This window comes from Streptomyces sp. NPDC085944 (assembly GCF_040686295.1).
GTDB lineage: Bacteria > Actinomycetota > Actinomycetes > Streptomycetales > Streptomycetaceae > Streptomyces > Streptomyces salinarius.
On record NZ_JBFBJX010000010.1, the window covers coordinates 213901 to 228927 of the forward strand.

At 71.6% G+C, this 15027-nt stretch carries 12 protein-coding genes; all 12 read left to right on the forward strand.

The genetic code is table 11. The features are described from left to right. Window positions 1–4: 4 nt before the first annotated feature. The 12 genes from lysA (at window position 5) to AB0P07_RS21510 (ending at window position 14975) form a co-directional block, all read left to right on the forward strand. Window positions 5–1396 carry a diaminopimelate decarboxylase gene (gene lysA, locus AB0P07_RS21455; RefSeq protein ID WP_365552778.1) on the forward strand — a complete coding sequence of 464 codons (1392 nt, stop codon included), beginning with the start codon at window positions 5–7 and terminating at the stop codon, window positions 1394–1396. A gap of 170 nt (window positions 1397–1566) precedes the next feature. Continuing rightward, the gene (locus AB0P07_RS21460; protein ID WP_167751864.1) at window positions 1567–2859 is read left to right on the forward strand and encodes a homoserine dehydrogenase; all 1293 of its coding nucleotides are present in this window, start codon (window positions 1567–1569) and stop codon (window positions 2857–2859) included. Window positions 2860–2865: 6 nt separating this feature from the next. Beyond that, window positions 2866–3924, forward strand: coding sequence for a threonine synthase (gene thrC, locus AB0P07_RS21465; RefSeq protein WP_365552781.1), 1059 nt, complete (start codon window positions 2866–2868; stop codon window positions 3922–3924). A 289-nt stretch (window positions 3925–4213) separates the two neighbouring features. Further along, on the forward strand, window positions 4214–5143 hold the full coding sequence (gene thrB / locus AB0P07_RS21470; RefSeq protein ID WP_061442531.1) for a homoserine kinase: 930 nt from the start codon (window positions 4214–4216) through the stop codon (window positions 5141–5143). A 432-nt stretch (window positions 5144–5575) separates the two neighbouring features. Beyond that, window positions 5576–7654, forward strand: a complete 2079-nt coding sequence (rho, locus tag AB0P07_RS21475) for a transcription termination factor Rho (RefSeq protein ID WP_365552783.1) — start codon at window positions 5576–5578, stop codon at window positions 7652–7654. 217 nt (window positions 7655–7871) lie between these two features. Next, window positions 7872–9659: a trypsin-like serine protease gene (locus tag AB0P07_RS21480; protein ID WP_365552785.1), complete on the forward strand. Its 1788-nt coding sequence runs from the start codon at window positions 7872–7874 to the stop codon at window positions 9657–9659. 350 nt (window positions 9660–10009) lie between these two features. Then, window positions 10010–11158 (forward strand): LCP family protein, encoded by a 1149-nt coding sequence (locus tag AB0P07_RS21485; RefSeq protein ID WP_365552787.1) that lies wholly within the window; start codon window positions 10010–10012, stop codon window positions 11156–11158. 124 nt (window positions 11159–11282) lie between these two features. After that, on the forward strand, window positions 11283–11504 hold the full coding sequence (gene rpmE / locus AB0P07_RS21490; RefSeq protein WP_015657814.1) for a 50S ribosomal protein L31: 222 nt from the start codon (window positions 11283–11285) through the stop codon (window positions 11502–11504). 107 nt (window positions 11505–11611) lie between these two features. Beyond that, on the forward strand, window positions 11612–12688 hold the full coding sequence (gene prfA, locus AB0P07_RS21495; protein ID WP_365552790.1) for a peptide chain release factor 1: 1077 nt from the start codon (window positions 11612–11614) through the stop codon (window positions 12686–12688). 72 nt (window positions 12689–12760) lie between these two features. Then, window positions 12761–13600: a peptide chain release factor N(5)-glutamine methyltransferase gene (gene prmC / locus AB0P07_RS21500; protein ID WP_222513888.1), complete on the forward strand. Its 840-nt coding sequence runs from the start codon at window positions 12761–12763 to the stop codon at window positions 13598–13600. 50 nt (window positions 13601–13650) lie between these two features. Then, window positions 13651–14298, forward strand: coding sequence for an L-threonylcarbamoyladenylate synthase (locus tag AB0P07_RS21505; protein WP_365552792.1), 648 nt, complete (start codon window positions 13651–13653; stop codon window positions 14296–14298). Further along, window positions 14295–14975: a low molecular weight phosphatase family protein gene (locus AB0P07_RS21510; protein ID WP_030402740.1), complete on the forward strand. Its 681-nt coding sequence runs from the start codon at window positions 14295–14297 to the stop codon at window positions 14973–14975. Before AB0P07_RS21505 ends, AB0P07_RS21510 begins: the two co-directional genes overlap by 4 nt. Window positions 14976–15027 lie beyond the last annotated feature (52 nt).

Sequence of the window (15027 nt, forward strand, 5' to 3'; positions counted from 1 at the left end):
CGCCATGAGCCGTTCCGCACACCCCGCCGGGCCCCGTCACGCCGATGTCCTGCCCGAGGGGCACTACGCCGCCCCGGCCGAGGACCTGAACGCCCTCGACCCCAAGGTCTGGGCCCACACCGTCGGACGGGACGCGGACGGTGTCGTCACCGTCGGCGGGATCGCCGTCACGCAGCTCGCCGAGGAGTACGGCACCCCCGCCTACGTCCTCGACGAGGCCGACTTCCGGGACCGGGCGCGCGCCTGGCGCACCGCCTTCGGCAACGACGCCGACGTGTTCTACGCCGGGAAGGCCTTCCTGTCGCGCGCCGTCGTGCGGTGGCTGCACGAGGAGGGGCTCAACCTCGACGTGTGTTCCGGGGGCGAGCTGGCCACCGCGCTCTCCGCCGGGATGCCCGCCGAGCGGATCGCCTTCCACGGGAACAACAAGTCGCCGGAGGAGATCGAGCGCGCCGTCCGGGCCGGGGTGGGGCGGATCGTGCTCGACTCCTTCCAGGAGATCGTGCGGGTCGCCCACATCGCCCAGACCCTCGGCAAGCGGCAGCGGGTGCAGATCCGGATCACCGTCGGCGTCGAGGCCCACACGCACGAGTTCATCGCCACCGCGCACGAGGACCAGAAGTTCGGCATTCCGCTGGCCGGCGGGCAGGCCGCCGAGGCCGTGCGGCGGGCGCTGCAGCTCGACGGGCTCGAGGTCATCGGGATCCACTCCCACATCGGCTCGCAGATCTTCGACATGTCGGGCTTCGAGGTCGCCGCGCACCGCGTGGTGGGGCTGCTCAAGGACATCCGGGACGAGCACGGGGTCGAGCTGCCCGAGATCGACCTCGGCGGCGGGCTCGGAATCGCGTACACCAGTGACGACGACCCCCGCGAGCCGCACGAGATCGCCAAGGCGCTGACCGAGATCGTGACGCGGGAGTGCGAGGCCGCCCGCCTCGCCACCCCGCGCATCTCCGTCGAGCCCGGGCGGGCCATCGTGGGGCCGACCGCCTTCACCCTGTACGAGGTCGGCACCGTCAAGCCGCTCGACGGGCTGCGGACCTACGTCTCCGTCGACGGCGGGATGTCGGACAACATCCGGACCGCGCTGTACGACGCCGAGTACAGCGTCGCCCTCGCCTCCCGCACCTCCGACGCCGAGCCGATGCTCGTGCGCGTCGTGGGCAAGCACTGCGAGAGCGGGGACATCGTGGTCAAGGACGCCTTCCTGCCGGGGGACCTGGCACCCGGGGACCTCATCGCCGTACCGGCGACGGGGGCGTACTGCCGTTCCATGGCCAGCAACTACAACCACGTGCTGCGTCCGCCGGTCGTCGCCGTGCGGGACGGCGAGGCGCGGGTGATCGTGCGGCGGGAGACCGAGGAGGATCTGCTCCGTCTCGACGTCGGGTGACGCACCCCGGGGGAGGAAGGGGGGCGGGCGGAGATCCTTCGTGAAGATCCTTCGGCCCGTACCCCGTCCGAAAATGAAATAAACGTCTCACGATCCGGACGAAAGGCAGAAAATCCCGTCCGGTGCGTGAGACTGGTCCAACCGTAGACGGTAAGAGGAAACGAGGTCGGATGATGCGTACGCGTCCGCTGAAGGTGGCGCTGCTGGGCTGTGGAGTGGTCGGCTCAGAGGTGGCGCGCATCATGACGACGCACGCCGCCGACCTCGCCGCCCGGATCGGGGCCCCCGTGGAGCTCGCGGGCGTGGCCGTACGGCGGCCTGACAAGGTGCGGGAAGGGATCGACCCGGCCCTGGTGACCACGGACGCCACCGCGCTCGTCAAGCGCGGGGACATCGACGTCGTCGTCGAGGTGATCGGCGGGATCGAGCCCGCCCGTACGCTCATCACCACCGCCTTCGCGCACGGCGCCTCCGTCGTCTCCGCCAACAAGGCGCTCATCGCCCAGGACGGCGCCGCCCTGCACGCCGCCGCCGACGAGCACGGCAAGGACCTCTACTACGAGGCCGCCGTCGCCGGTGCCATCCCGCTGATCCGGCCGCTGCGCGAGTCCCTCGCCGGCGACAAGGTCAACCGGGTGCTCGGCATCGTCAACGGGACGACCAACTTCATCCTCGATGCCATGGACTCGACCGGGGCCGGCTATCAGGAGGCGCTCGACGAGGCCACCGCCCTCGGGTACGCCGAGGCCGACCCGACCGCCGACGTGGAGGCCTTCGACGCCGCCGCCAAGGCCGCCATCCTCGCCGGGATCGCCTTCCACACGCGCGTGCGCCTCGACGACGTCTACCGCGAGGGCATGACCGAGGTCACCGCCGCCGACTTCGCCTCCGCCAAGGAGATGGGCTGCACCATCAAGCTGCTCGCCATCTGCGAGCGGGCGGCGGACGGGGGATCGGTCACAGCGCGCGTGCACCCCGCGATGATCCCGCTCAGTCATCCGCTGGCCAACGTGCGCGAGGCGTACAACGCCGTGTTCGTGGAGTCCGAGGCCGCCGGCCAGCTCATGTTCTACGGGCCCGGGGCCGGCGGTTCACCGACCGCGTCCGCCGTCCTCGGTGACCTGGTGGCCGTGTGCCGCAACCGGATCGGCGGCGCCACCGGACCCGGTGAGTCCGCGTACGCCGCGCTGCCCGTCTCCCCGATGGGCGACGTCGTCACGCGCTACCACATCAGCCTCGACGTGGCCGACAAACCGGGCGTTCTCGCCCAGGTGGCGACCGTGTTCGCGGAGCACGGTGTCTCCATCGACACCGTGCGGCAGTCCGGCAAGGACGGCGAGGCCTCCCTCGTCGTCGTCACCCACCGCGCGTCCGACGCCGCCCTCGGCGGTACGGTCGAGGCGCTGCGCAAGCTCGACACCGTGCGGGGTGTCGCCAGCATCATGCGGGTTGAAGGAGAGTAACCAGCAATGACCCACCAGTGGCGCGGAATCATCGAGGAGTACCGGGACCGGCTGCCCGTCTCCGACAGCACGCCCGTCGTGACGCTCCGCGAGGGCGGCACCCCGCTCGTGCCCGCGCAGGTGCTCTCCGAGCGCACGGGCTGCGAGGTCCACCTCAAGGTCGAAGGGGCGAACCCCACCGGGTCCTTCAAGGACCGCGGCATGACCATGGCCATCAGCAGGGCGAAGGAGGAGGGCGCGCAGGCCGTCATCTGCGCGTCCACCGGGAACACCTCCGCCTCCGCCGCCGCCTACGGTGTGCGCGCCGGCATGGTCTCCGCGGTGCTCGTGCCGCAGGGCAAGATCGCGCTCGGCAAGATGGGCCAGGCCCTCGTACACGGCGCCAAGATCCTCCAGGTCGACGGCAACTTCGACGACTGCCTCACGCTGGCCCGCGCGCTCAGCGACAACTACCCCGTGGCCCTGGTCAATTCGGTCAACCCGGTGCGTATCGAGGGGCAGAAGACGGCCGCCTTCGAGATCGTCGACATGCTCGGCGACGCGCCCGACATCCACGTCCTCCCGGTGGGCAACGCGGGCAACATCACCGCGTACTGGAAGGGGTACCAGGAGTACGCCGCCGACGGGGTCAGCACGAAGCGGCCCCGCATGTGGGGGTTCCAGGCCTCCGGCTCCGCCCCGATCGTGCGCGGCGAGGTCGTCAAGGACCCCTCGACCATCGCCACCGCCATCCGGATCGGCAACCCCGCCTCCTGGGACTTCGCGCTTGCCGCGCGGGACGAGTCGGGCGGCGCCATCGACGAGGTGACGGACCGTGAGATCCTGCGCGCCTACCGGCTGTTGGCCTCCCAGGAGGGCGTCTTCGTGGAGCCCGCGTCCGCCGCGTCGGTGGCCGGTCTGCTGAAGGCCGCCGAGCAGGGCAAGGTCGACCCGGGGCAGCGCATCGTGTGCACCGTCACCGGCAACGGGCTCAAGGACCCGGACTGGGCCGTCGCGGGCGCCCCGCAGCCGGTCACCGTCCCGGTCGACGCGGCGACGGCGGCCGAGCGGCTCGGCCTCGTGTGACACGCGACCGGCGTATGAGGGCGTAAGCGACGCTCAGCCGGGAAAGCCACATACGGGGGGTGCACAAGGGGCTTACGACACGCATCGTGCGCCTCCTGTGCGCCCTATGTCGCCACAGAACCTTCCTTCGATAGGCTGTACCTAACCCGCCTGCCGCATATGCCGCGGTGCCGCGCTGTCTCCGCGGTCGGTACGGGCCGGCCGTTCGACAAGGAGCGGCGAGCCCAGGGTCCCGTACGTCATCGAATGTCATTCGACAGTCCCGCAGCTCAAGGAGAGTCATCTAGCGATGGCCGGTCCAGCGTTCCGCGCCGCCGCCGTCAGGGTGCGCGTCCCCGCCACCAGCGCCAATCTCGGTCCGGGCTTCGACGCCCTGGGCCTCGCGCTGGGTCTGTACGACGACGTGGTCGTCCGGGTGGCCGACTCCGGGCTGCACATCGACATCGCGGGTGAGGGCAGCGAGACCCTCCCGCGCGACGAGAAGCACCTCCTCGTCCGCTCCCTGCGCACCGCCTTCGACCTGCTCGGCGGACAGCCGCGCGGCCTGGAGATCGTCTGCGCCAACCGCATCCCGCACGGCCGCGGCCTCGGCTCCTCCTCCGCCGCCATCTGCGCCGGCATCGTCGCCGCGCGCGCGGTGACCATAGGCGGCGAGGCCCGCCTCGACGACGCCGCGCTGCTCGACCTCGCCACCGAGATCGAGGGCCACCCGGACAACGTGGCGGCCTGTCTGCTCGGCGGTTTCACCCTGTCCTGGATGGAGTCCGGCGCCGCCCGGGCGATCAGGATGGAGCCGGCCGATTCCATCGTTCCGGTGGTTTTCGTGCCCGGAAAGCCGGTACTGACCCAGACGGCGCGCGGACTGCTCCCGCGCAGCGTCCCGCACGTCGACGCCGCCGCCAACGCCGGCCGCGCCGCGCTGCTCGTCGAGGCCCTCACCAGGCGCCCCGAGCTGCTGCTGCCGGCCACCGAGGACCGCCTGCACCAGGAGTACCGCGCACCGGCCATGCCGGAGAGCGCGGCGCTGGTGGAGCGGCTGCGCGGCGACGGCATCCCCGCGGTGATCTCGGGCGCGGGACCCACGGTGATGGCCCTGGCCGACGCCGACACGGCCGACAAGGTCGAGGCGCTGGCCGGAACGGACTGGGCGGCCAACCGGCTCAGCCTGGACGGGCAGGGCGCGAGTGTCCTGCCGCTGGCGACATCCGGCGACATTTAGACGCGCAAGCGGTTGCCGGATTTCGAGAGGGGGAATGTTTGTTGGATCCGGTAGTGTTAACCTCAAGTCTGCACCCGACCCCACCATGGCGAGGTGCCTCGTGTCCCCGTCCGGGACAGACATTCTTCCGGGAGCCCCCCAAGCCGCATCGTGCAGTGGATGTCGTACGTGATCAGTACGGCCGACACGGGCATTGAGCGGCCCACCAGTGGGGGTCACCCCCTCTGGGGGAGTTTCGGAACCGGTGCGACCACGCCGCAGGACACAGACACCGGGTGCCACGGCTAGGGGAAGCGCCATCACCAGATATCTCTTCCGCCGTTCAGGCGGACCACCGCCCCGGCACGGTTCGCACAGCAAGGACCGAAGCCGGACAGCACAACCGGTCGCCGAGCCAGACAGGCCGACGTCCGCTCCAGGGAAGGACCCTTCGTGAGCGACACCACCGATCTGATGGGCGCACGTGTCGAGGAGACCGCTGCCGCGCCCGCCACGGACGCCTCCGCGCCTGCCACCGGTGCCGGCTCCCGGCGGCGCCGCGGTACCGGCCTCGAGGGCATGGTGCTGGCCGAGCTGCAGCAGGTCGCATCCGGCCTCGGCATCAGGGGCACCGCGCGGATGCGCAAGAGCCAGCTGATCGAGGTCATCAAGGAGGCGCAGGCCGCGGGGGGAGCCCCCGCCAAGGCCGCGCCCGCCGCCGCGGACACCGCCGGCGAGACCAAGCCGAAGCGCCGCAGCACCTCCCGGGCCCGTACGGGCGACGCGGCCCCCGCCGAGAAGGCGGAGCGGGCGGAGAAGGCCGGCAAGGCCGACAAGAAGGCTGACAAGGCGGACGCCGACAAGGCCGCCGCCCAGCAGCAGATCGAGATCCCCGGTCAGCCGTCCCCCAAGGTCAACGCCGCCGAGCAGGCCGCCCCCGCCGACGACGCCCCCTCCGAGCGCCGTCGTCGCCGGGCCACCGCCGACGCGGGCAGCCCGTCCGGCGGCACCGACACGGTGGCCGTCGAGGCCCGCGCCGAGCAGAAGACCGACGCCTCGGGCCAGCAGCAGTCGCAGCAGCAGGGCCAGGGCGACGCCCGTTCCGACGGCGAGGGCGGCGAGGGCCGCCGTCGCGACCGCCGTGACCGGGGCGACCGCGGTGACCGCGGTGACCGCGGCGGCCGCGACCGGCGCAACAAGGGCGATGACCAGAACCAGGGCGGCGGCCGTCAGGACCGCCAGCAGCAGGGTGGCGGGCGCCAGGACCGTCAGCAGCACGACGACGGCTACGACGACGACGGCGGCGGCCGCCGCGGGCGCCGGGGCCGTTACCGGGACCGCCGGGGCCGTCGCGGCCGCGACGAGATCCAGGAGCCGCAGATCAACGAGGACGACGTCCTCATCCCGGTCGCCGGCATCCTCGACATCCTCGACAACTACGCGTTCATCCGGACCTCCGGCTACCTGCCCGGCCCCAACGACGTGTACGTCTCCCTCGCCCAGGTCCGCAAGAACGGCCTGCGCAAGGGCGACCACCTCACCGGTGCCGTGCGCCAGCCCAAGGAGGGCGAGCGCCGCGAGAAGTTCAACGCGCTGGTGCGCCTGGACTCGGTCAACGGCATGGCCCCCGAACACGGCCGCGGCCGCCCGGAGTTCAACAAGCTCACCCCCCTGTACCCGCAGGACCGCCTCCGTCTGGAGACGGACCCCGGCGTCCTCACCACCCGCATCATCGACCTCGTCGCGCCGATCGGTAAGGGCCAGCGCGGTCTGATCGTGGCCCCGCCGAAGACCGGCAAGACCATGATCATGCAGGCGATCGCCAACGCGATCACGCACAACAACCCCGAGTGCCACCTGATGGTCGTCCTGGTCGACGAGCGTCCGGAAGAGGTCACCGACATGCAGCGGTCGGTGAAGGGCGAGGTCATCTCCTCGACCTTCGACCGCCCGGCCGAGGACCACACCACGGTCGCCGAGCTGGCCATCGAGCGCGCCAAGCGTCTGGTGGAGCTGGGTCACGACGTCGTCGTGCTGCTCGACTCGATCACGCGTCTGGGCCGTGCGTACAACCTCGCCGCCCCGGCCTCCGGCCGCATCCTGTCCGGTGGTGTCGACTCGACCGCCCTGTACCCGCCGAAGCGCTTCTTCGGTGCGGCCCGCAACATCGAGGACGGCGGCTCGCTGACCATCCTCGCCACCGCCCTGGTGGACACCGGCTCCCGCATGGACGAGGTCATCTTCGAGGAGTTCAAGGGCACCGGCAACGCCGAGCTCAAGCTCGACCGGAAGCTCGCCGACAAGCGCATCTTCCCTGCGGTGGACGTCGACGCGTCCGGCACCCGCAAGGAGGAGATCCTGCTCGGCAGCGACGAGCTCGCCATCACCTGGAAGCTGCGCCGCGTGCTGCACGCGCTCGACCAGCAGCAGGCGATCGAACTGCTCCTCGACAAGATGAAGCAGACCAAGTCGAACGCCGAGTTCCTGATGCAGATCCAGAAGACGACCCCGACGCCCGGCAACGGCGACTGAGCCACCGCCGGTCCTCCGGATCGCAGCCCGAGGTCCCGCTTCGTCACACCGGTGACGGGGCGGGACCTTCGGCTTGTAGGATCAGCACACCGCAGTGGGGGGGAACGTATTTTCGGATACGCCCACGGGGCAACCGGCGGTCCGTGCTGCCTTCACGGACCCTGCCGCCCGCCGGGCGCTTCTCTCCTGCCTGCGCCTACAGCGACAGGAGACCTGAGTGACATCTACCCCTCGCAGAGCCCGGCTGGCTCTTCCCGCGGCCACCGCCGCACTCGCCCTGTCGGGCGCGGTCCTCGCGGCCGCCCCCGCCCATGCGTCCGGCGGGACCCCCGTCCCGCCCCGGCCGGCCGTCACGGAACGGCCCGCCACCGCGTCCCCGGCCGAGCTGGCGCAGCGGGTCGAGGACTCCGGGGCCGCCCTCCAGGACGGCGACACCGCTCCCGGCGCGCAGCCGAAGGCCACCGAGAGCGCCGAGGCCCCCTCCGGCAGGATCGACCCGAAGATCATCGGCGGCAAGGACGCGTCGATCTCCGAGGCGCCGTGGATGGTGCAGCTGCACTACTACGACGACAAGGGCACCGACGACCCCGCCGACGACGAGGGCTACTTCTGCGGCGGAACCCTGGTCGCCCCGGCGAAGGTCCTCACCGCCGCCCACTGCGTGTACGGCCTGGACTGGTCGGCGAACGGAGCCGTCCTCGCGGGCACCGCCCAGCTGCCCGACGGCGACGACCTGCACGGCGGCCGGGTGGCCGGCGTATGGCGCCAGTGGGTCAACCCCACCTACCGGCCGAGCACCACCTCGGGCGGCGACCTGGCGGTGCTCACGCTGACCGAGGCGCTGCCGTACAAGACGCTGCGGCCGACGACGAGCGGCGACACCGCCTCCTACGCCAACGGGACCCCGGCGACGGTCTACGGCTGGGGGCGCACCAGCTCCACCAGCCAGGACATCTCGCCGACGCTGAAGAAGGCGACCGTGCCGATGCGCTCGGACGCCTCCTGCACCTCGTACTGGGGCTCCGACTTCGTGCCCGGGCAGATGGCCTGCGCCGGCGACGCGGCCTCCGGCCAGGACGCCGGTACGGTCTCCCCGTGCAACGGCGACTCCGGCGGCCCGCTCGTGGTCAACGGCCGGATCGCCGGGGTCGTGTCCTGGGGCGTCGAGGACTGCGTCGCCTCGGGCGCCTACGCCGTCTACGCCAAGGTCAGCTCCTACGTCGGTGAGGTCAACTCCCGCGTCGACGACACCGACCTGGACTTCGACGGCCTCGCGGACCTCTTCGCCCGCACCCCCGGTGGCGAGGCGTACGAGTACTACTCCCTCGGCGACAGCTGGCCGTACCTGGACAACCGCGTCTCGCTCGGCGACTGGGGCGGGGTGAGCCTGGTGCGCCAGGGCGACCTGGACCGCGACTTCTACCAGGACTACGTGTACCGCGCCCCGGACGGCGTGCTGTACACCCTCGCCTTCAACGGGGTCGACGCCTACGACTCGATCCGCGTCGGCGGCGGCTGGAACGTGATGAAGGACCTCCGCGTCCCGGGCGACCTCTCCGGCGACGCCCTGCCCGACCTGGTCGCCAAGGACAAGTACGGCGTCCTGTGGCTCTACCCCGGCAAGGGCGACGGCACCTTCGGCAGCCGGGTCCGCATCGGCGGCGGCTGGGCCACGTACACGATCACCGGCAAGGGCGACTACAACCGCGACGGCAGGCCCGACCTGCTGGCGCGCGACGGCTCCGGCGTCCTGTGGCTGTACCCGGGCACCGGGAAGGCCGCGCCGGCCCTCGGCAGCCGGGTCAGGGTCGGCGGCGGCTGGTCCGTCTACAGCGCCTTCGCCACCGCCGGCGACCTCACCGGCGACGGCCGGCCCGACCTGCTCGCCCGCGACACCTCCGGTGTGATGTGGCTGTACAAGGGCACCGGGAAGTCCGGCACGGCGACGTTCAAGACCCGCACCCGGGTCGGGGGCGGCTGGAACGCGTTCAACCTCTTCGGCTGAGCCAGAGCTCCCCGCCGGGGCCGCCTCCGCCTCGGGGGCGGCCCCTTCGCCGTTCACCGGGACCGCGGCTGCGACCTTCGCCACACGGGACGCCCCGGTCGGCGTCCCGCCGGGACGGCGCCGGTGCTCGCGGACGCCCAGGTCAGCGGCGCGGACCCGCGCACCGCGAACACGCTCCGTCACCGTTTTTGCACCGGTTCGCCACAGTCCGTTGTGCAACCCTGTCCCGAGTTCCGCCGTCCGAGCTACGGAGGGACCATGGTGAGGTACCTGCACCAACCCGCCGGAACCGACCGCCGCCCCGACCCTGAACGCAGGGGGTAACCGACCGGACGAACACCGAGGAGCCCATGTCCGCCGAGAGCACGCCGGATCCCGCGATACCCGGCCCGGGCCAGTCCCGCACCCCCGAACCCGGCCACCGGGGCAAGGGCCGCCGCCGCAGGCCCAGAACGGGCCGCCGCAAGGCCCTGCTCGTCGCGGCCTGGAGCGCCGCCGGCATCGTGGTCCTGGGCGGCACCGGAGCCGGATTCCTGTACTTCAAGCTCAACGGCAACCTCACGAGTGTCGACATCGACGCGGCACTCGGTGCCGACCGGCCCGAGAAGGCCGACAACGGCTCCGAGAACATCCTGGTCCTGGGCTCCGACACCCGCTCCGGCGGCAACAAGAAGCTCGGCGGCGGCACCGACGACGGCACCGCCCGCTCGGACACGGCGATGATCGTGCACGTCTACAAGGGCCACAAGAAGGCCAGCGTGGTCTCCATCCCGCGCGACACCCTCATCGACCGCCCCGACTGCACCGACACCGACGGCACCGACCACCCCGCCGCCGAGGGCGTGATGTTCAACTCCGCCTACTCCACCGGCGGCGCCGCCTGCGCCGTGAAGACCGTCGAGTCGATCAGCGGCCTGCGCATGGACCACTACCTGGAGGTCGACTTCAGCGGCTTCCAGAACCTCATCGACGACCTCGGCGGCGTCGAGGTCACCACCACCGAGGACATCAAGGACCCCGACAGCCACCTCGACCTCCGGGCCGGCACCCACCGGCTCGACGGCGAGCAGGCCCTCGGCCTGGTCCGCACCCGGCACGGCGTCGGCGACGGCTCCGACCTCGGCCGCATCCAGCTCCAGCAGGCCTTCGTCAAGGCCCTGGTCGACCAGGTCAAGGACATCGGCCTGCTCGGCAACCCCAAGAAGCTGTACGACATCGCCGACACCGCCACCAAGACCGTGACCACCGACTCCGACCTCGGCTCGGTGAACTCGCTGATGTCCTTCGCGACCGGGCTGAAGGGCATCGGCCCGGACAAGATGCACATGGTCACCATGCCGGTGGTCTACGATCCAGCGGACCCGAACCGGGTGCTCCTGGAGAAGACCAAGGCCGACCAGGTCTGGACGGCCCTGAAGCACGACCGCCCGATCCCGAAGTCGGCCACCGAGGGAACGGCCACCGGCGAGGCCAAGGGCGTCGTCAACACCGGGGAATAGTTCCCGGCGCCCCCCGGTTTTGGGGGATGGCGCCAGTCCTGGCAGACTGGTACGTCGGCTCCGGTTCACGCTCCCGCATCCCGCGGCTGCGACCCGGCGCCCTCCCGGAACAGTAGGAGACACCTTGAAGCGCGACATCCACCCCGAGTACGTCGAGACGCAGGTCAGCTGCACCTGTGGCGCGTCGTTCACCACCCGCAGCACCATCGAGAGCGGCACCATCCGCGCCGAGGTCTGCTCCGAGTGCCACCCGTTCTACACGGGCAAGCAGAAGATCCTCGACACCGGTGGCCGCGTGGCCCGCTTCGAGGCCCGCTTCGGCAAGGCCGCCGGCTCCAAGAAGTAGCGAGCCTCCAACCGCCGGTCCACGGCCGCATCCCCCGCCCGGGGAGCGCCGGGACCGGCGTTTTTGGTCGCCCGTCTTCCCTTCCCACGCAGTAGCAGGAGCCCAAGATGTTCGAGGCCGTCGAGGAACTCGTCGCCGAGCACGCCGACCTGGAGAAGAAGCTCGCCGACCCGTCGGTCCACTCCGACCAGGCGAACGCGCGCAAGCTGAACAAGCGGTACGCCGAGCTGACCCCGATCGTCGCCACGTTCCGCTCCTGGAAGCAGACCGGCGACGACATCGAGACCGCGCGCGAGTTCGCGGCCGACGACCCCGACTTCGCCGACGAGGTCAAGGAGCTGGACAAGCAGCGCGACGAGCTCACCGAGAAGCTGCGTCTGCTGCTCGTCCCGCGCGACCCCAGCGACGACAAGGACGTCATCCTCGAGATCAAGGCCGGCGCCGGCGGCGACGAGTCGGCGCTCTTCGCCGGCGACCTGCTGCGGATGTACCTGCGCTACGCCGAGCGGGTCGGCTGGAAGACCGAGATCATCGACTCCACCGAGTCCGAGCTGGGCGGCTACAAGGACGTCCAGGTCGCCGTGAAGACCAAGGGCGGCCAGGGTGCCACCGAGCCCGGCCAGGGCGTCTGGGCGCGCCTGAAGTACGAGGGCGGCGTGCACCGCGTGCAGCGCGTGCCCGCCACCGAGTCCCAGGGCCGGATCCACACCTCCGCGGCGGGCGTCCTCGTGACCCCCGAGGCCGAGGAGATCGACGTCGAGATCAACCCCAACGACCTCCGCATCGACGTCTACCGCTCCTCCGGACCCGGCGGCCAGTCCGTCAACACCACCGACTCCGCCGTGCGCATCACGCACATCCCGACCGGAGTCGTCGCCTCCTGCCAGAACGAGAAGAGCCAGCTGCAGAACAAGGAGCAGGCGATGCGTATCCTGCGCTCCAGGCTGCTCGCGGCGGCGCAGGAGGAGGCGGAGAAGGAGGCCGCGGACGCCCGGCGCAGCCAGGTCCGCACCGTCGACCGCTCCGAGAAGATCCGCACGTACAACTTCCCGGAGAACCGCATCTCGGACCACCGCGTCGGCTTCAAGGCGTACAACCTGGACCAGGTCCTGGACGGCGACCTCGACTCGGTGATCCAGGCCTGCGTCGACGCGGACTCGGCGGCCAAGCTCGCCGCCGCGTAACCGCCCCGTACGACAGCTCGGAGGACCAGCGTGCCGCTACATCACGGGGGGCGACCCCCGAGCCCCCGCAGTGTGCTGCTCGCGGAGGTGGCCCAGGCCACCCAGCGGCTGGCCGACGCCGGCGTGCCCTCGCCGCGCACCGACGCGGAGGAGCTCGCCGCGCATCTCCACGGCGTCAAGCGGAGCGAGCTGCACACCGTGCCGGACGCCGACTTCGACGCCCGGTACTGGGAGGTCGTCGCCCGCCGGGAGGCGCGCGAGCCGCTGCAGCACATCACCGGCCGCGCTTACTTCCGCTACCTGGAGCTCCAGGTCGGCCCCGGCGTCTTCGTGCCCCGCCCCGAGACCGAGTCGGTCGTCGGCTGGGCCATAGACGCGGTGCGCGCGATGGACGTCGTCGAGCCCTGCATCGTCGACCTGTGCACCGGCTCGGGCGCCATCGCGCTCGCGCTCGCCCAGGAGGTGCCGCGCTCGCGCGTGTACGCCGTGGAGCTGTCCGAGGACGCCCTGAAGTGGACGCGCAAGAACATGGAGGGGTCCAGGGTCGAACTGCGCCAGGGCGACGCCCTGACCGCCTTCCCGGACCTCGACGGCCAGGTCGACCTGGTGGTCTCCAACCCGCCGTACATCCCGCTCACCGAGTGGGAGTACGTCGCCCCCGAGGCCCGCGACCACGACCCCGAGCTGGCCCTGTTCTCCGGCGAGGACGGACTGGACCTGATCCGCGGCCTGGAACGCACCGCGCACCGCCTGCTGCGCCCCGGCGGCGTGGTCGTCGTCGAACACGCCGACACCCAGGGCGGCCAGGTGCCCTGGATCTTCACCGAGGAGCGGGGCTGGGCCGACGCGGCCGACCACCCGGACCTCAACAACCGGCCCAGGTTCGCGACGGCCCGCAAGGCGCTGCCGTGAGCACCCCGACGACTCCCAACCCGCAGTACGTGTACGAGGAGGCCAGCTAAATGGCACGGCGTTACGACACCAACGACGCGACCGACCGGGTGACCGGTCTGCGCGAGGCCGCCTCCGCCGTCCGCCGTGGCGAGCTCGTGGTGCTGCCGACGGACACCGTGTACGGCATCGGCGCCGACGCCTTCACCGCGGAGGCCGTCGGCGACCTGCTGGAGGCCAAGGGCCGCGGCCGCAACATGCCCTCCCCGGTCCTCATCGGCTCGCCCAACACCCTGCACGGCCTGGTCACGGACTTCTCCGAGATGGCCTGGGAACTCGTCGACGCCTTCTGGCCCGGCGCGCTGACCCTGGTCGCCAAGCACCAGCCGTCCCTGCAGTGGGACCTCGGCGAGACCCACGGCACGGTCGCCGTGCGGATGCCGCTGCACCCCGTCGCCATCGAGCTGCTCACCGAGGTCGGCCCCATGGCCGTCTCCTCCGCCAACCTGACCGGCCACCCGGCCCCCGAGGACTGCGACGCCGCCCAGCAGATGCTCGGCGACTCCGTCTCCGTCTACCTCGACGGCGGCCCCACCCCCGGCAACGTCCCGTCGTCCATCGTCGACGTCACCCGCGAGGTGCCGGTCCTGCTGCGTGCGGGCGCGCTGTCGGCGGAGGAGCTGCGGAAGGTAGTACCCGACCTCGAGGTGGCGAATTGACGGCCCCTGAGACGGGGCGTGGCATAGGCAACGGGGAACGCGCCGCGGAGATCACGACCACGTTCGTCGGACTTCCGCGCGACAGCTTCCGCATCCTCCACGTCAGCACCGGAAACGTCTGCCGCTCGCCCATCACCGAGCGGCTGACCCGGCACGCGGTGCAGGAGCGGCTCGGCGTCCTCGGCGGCGGCCTGATCGTGGAGAGCGCCGGGACCTGGGGCCACGAGGGCGCCCCCATGGAAGCGAACGCCGAGACCGTCCTCACGGACTTCGGCGCCGACCCGGCCGGGTTCACCGGCCGCGAGCTGCTCGACGAGCACGTGATCCGCGCGGACCTCGTCCTCACCGCGACCCGGGACCACCGGGCCCAGGTCATCTCCATGGGCCACTCGGCGGGCCTGCGCACCTTCACGCTGAAGGAGTTCACCCGCCTGGTGAACGCCATCGACCCGGCGACGCTGCCGCCCCTGGAGGACGGCGTGGTCACCCGCGCACGCGCCCTGGTCCGCGCCGCCGCCGCTCTACGCGGGTGGCTGCTGGCCCCGACGGCGGAGGCGGACGAGGTGTACGATCCCTACGGCGCCCCGCTGACCTTCTTCCGCTCCATCGGCGACGAGATACACCAGGCGCTGGACCCGGTGGTGACGGCACTGACGGGCGTTCCGGCGCGAGCGTAGGGCCAAACCGGCACGCGACGGGTCCCCGGTCGGGACGAGCGCGCCCGCGCCG

Excerpts from the sequence above, each read along its gene's own strand:
- prfA (WP_365552790.1), top strand. The coding sequence starts at position 11,612 with ATGTTCGAGGCCGTCGAGGAACTCGTCGCCGAGCACGCCGACCTGGAG.
- thrC (WP_365552781.1), top strand. The coding sequence starts at position 2,866 with ATGACCCACCAGTGGCGCGGAATCATCGAGGAGTACCGGGACCGGCTG.
- lysA (WP_365552778.1), top strand. The coding sequence starts at position 5 with ATGAGCCGTTCCGCACACCCCGCCGGGCCCCGTCACGCCGATGTCCTG.
- AB0P07_RS21460 (WP_167751864.1), top strand. The coding sequence starts at position 1,567 with ATGATGCGTACGCGTCCGCTGAAGGTGGCGCTGCTGGGCTGTGGAGTG.
- AB0P07_RS21485 (WP_365552787.1), top strand. The coding sequence starts at position 10,010 with ATGTCCGCCGAGAGCACGCCGGATCCCGCGATACCCGGCCCGGGCCAG.
- AB0P07_RS21505 (WP_365552792.1), top strand. The coding sequence starts at position 13,651 with ATGGCACGGCGTTACGACACCAACGACGCGACCGACCGGGTGACCGGT.
- thrB (WP_061442531.1), top strand. The coding sequence starts at position 4,214 with ATGGCCGGTCCAGCGTTCCGCGCCGCCGCCGTCAGGGTGCGCGTCCCC.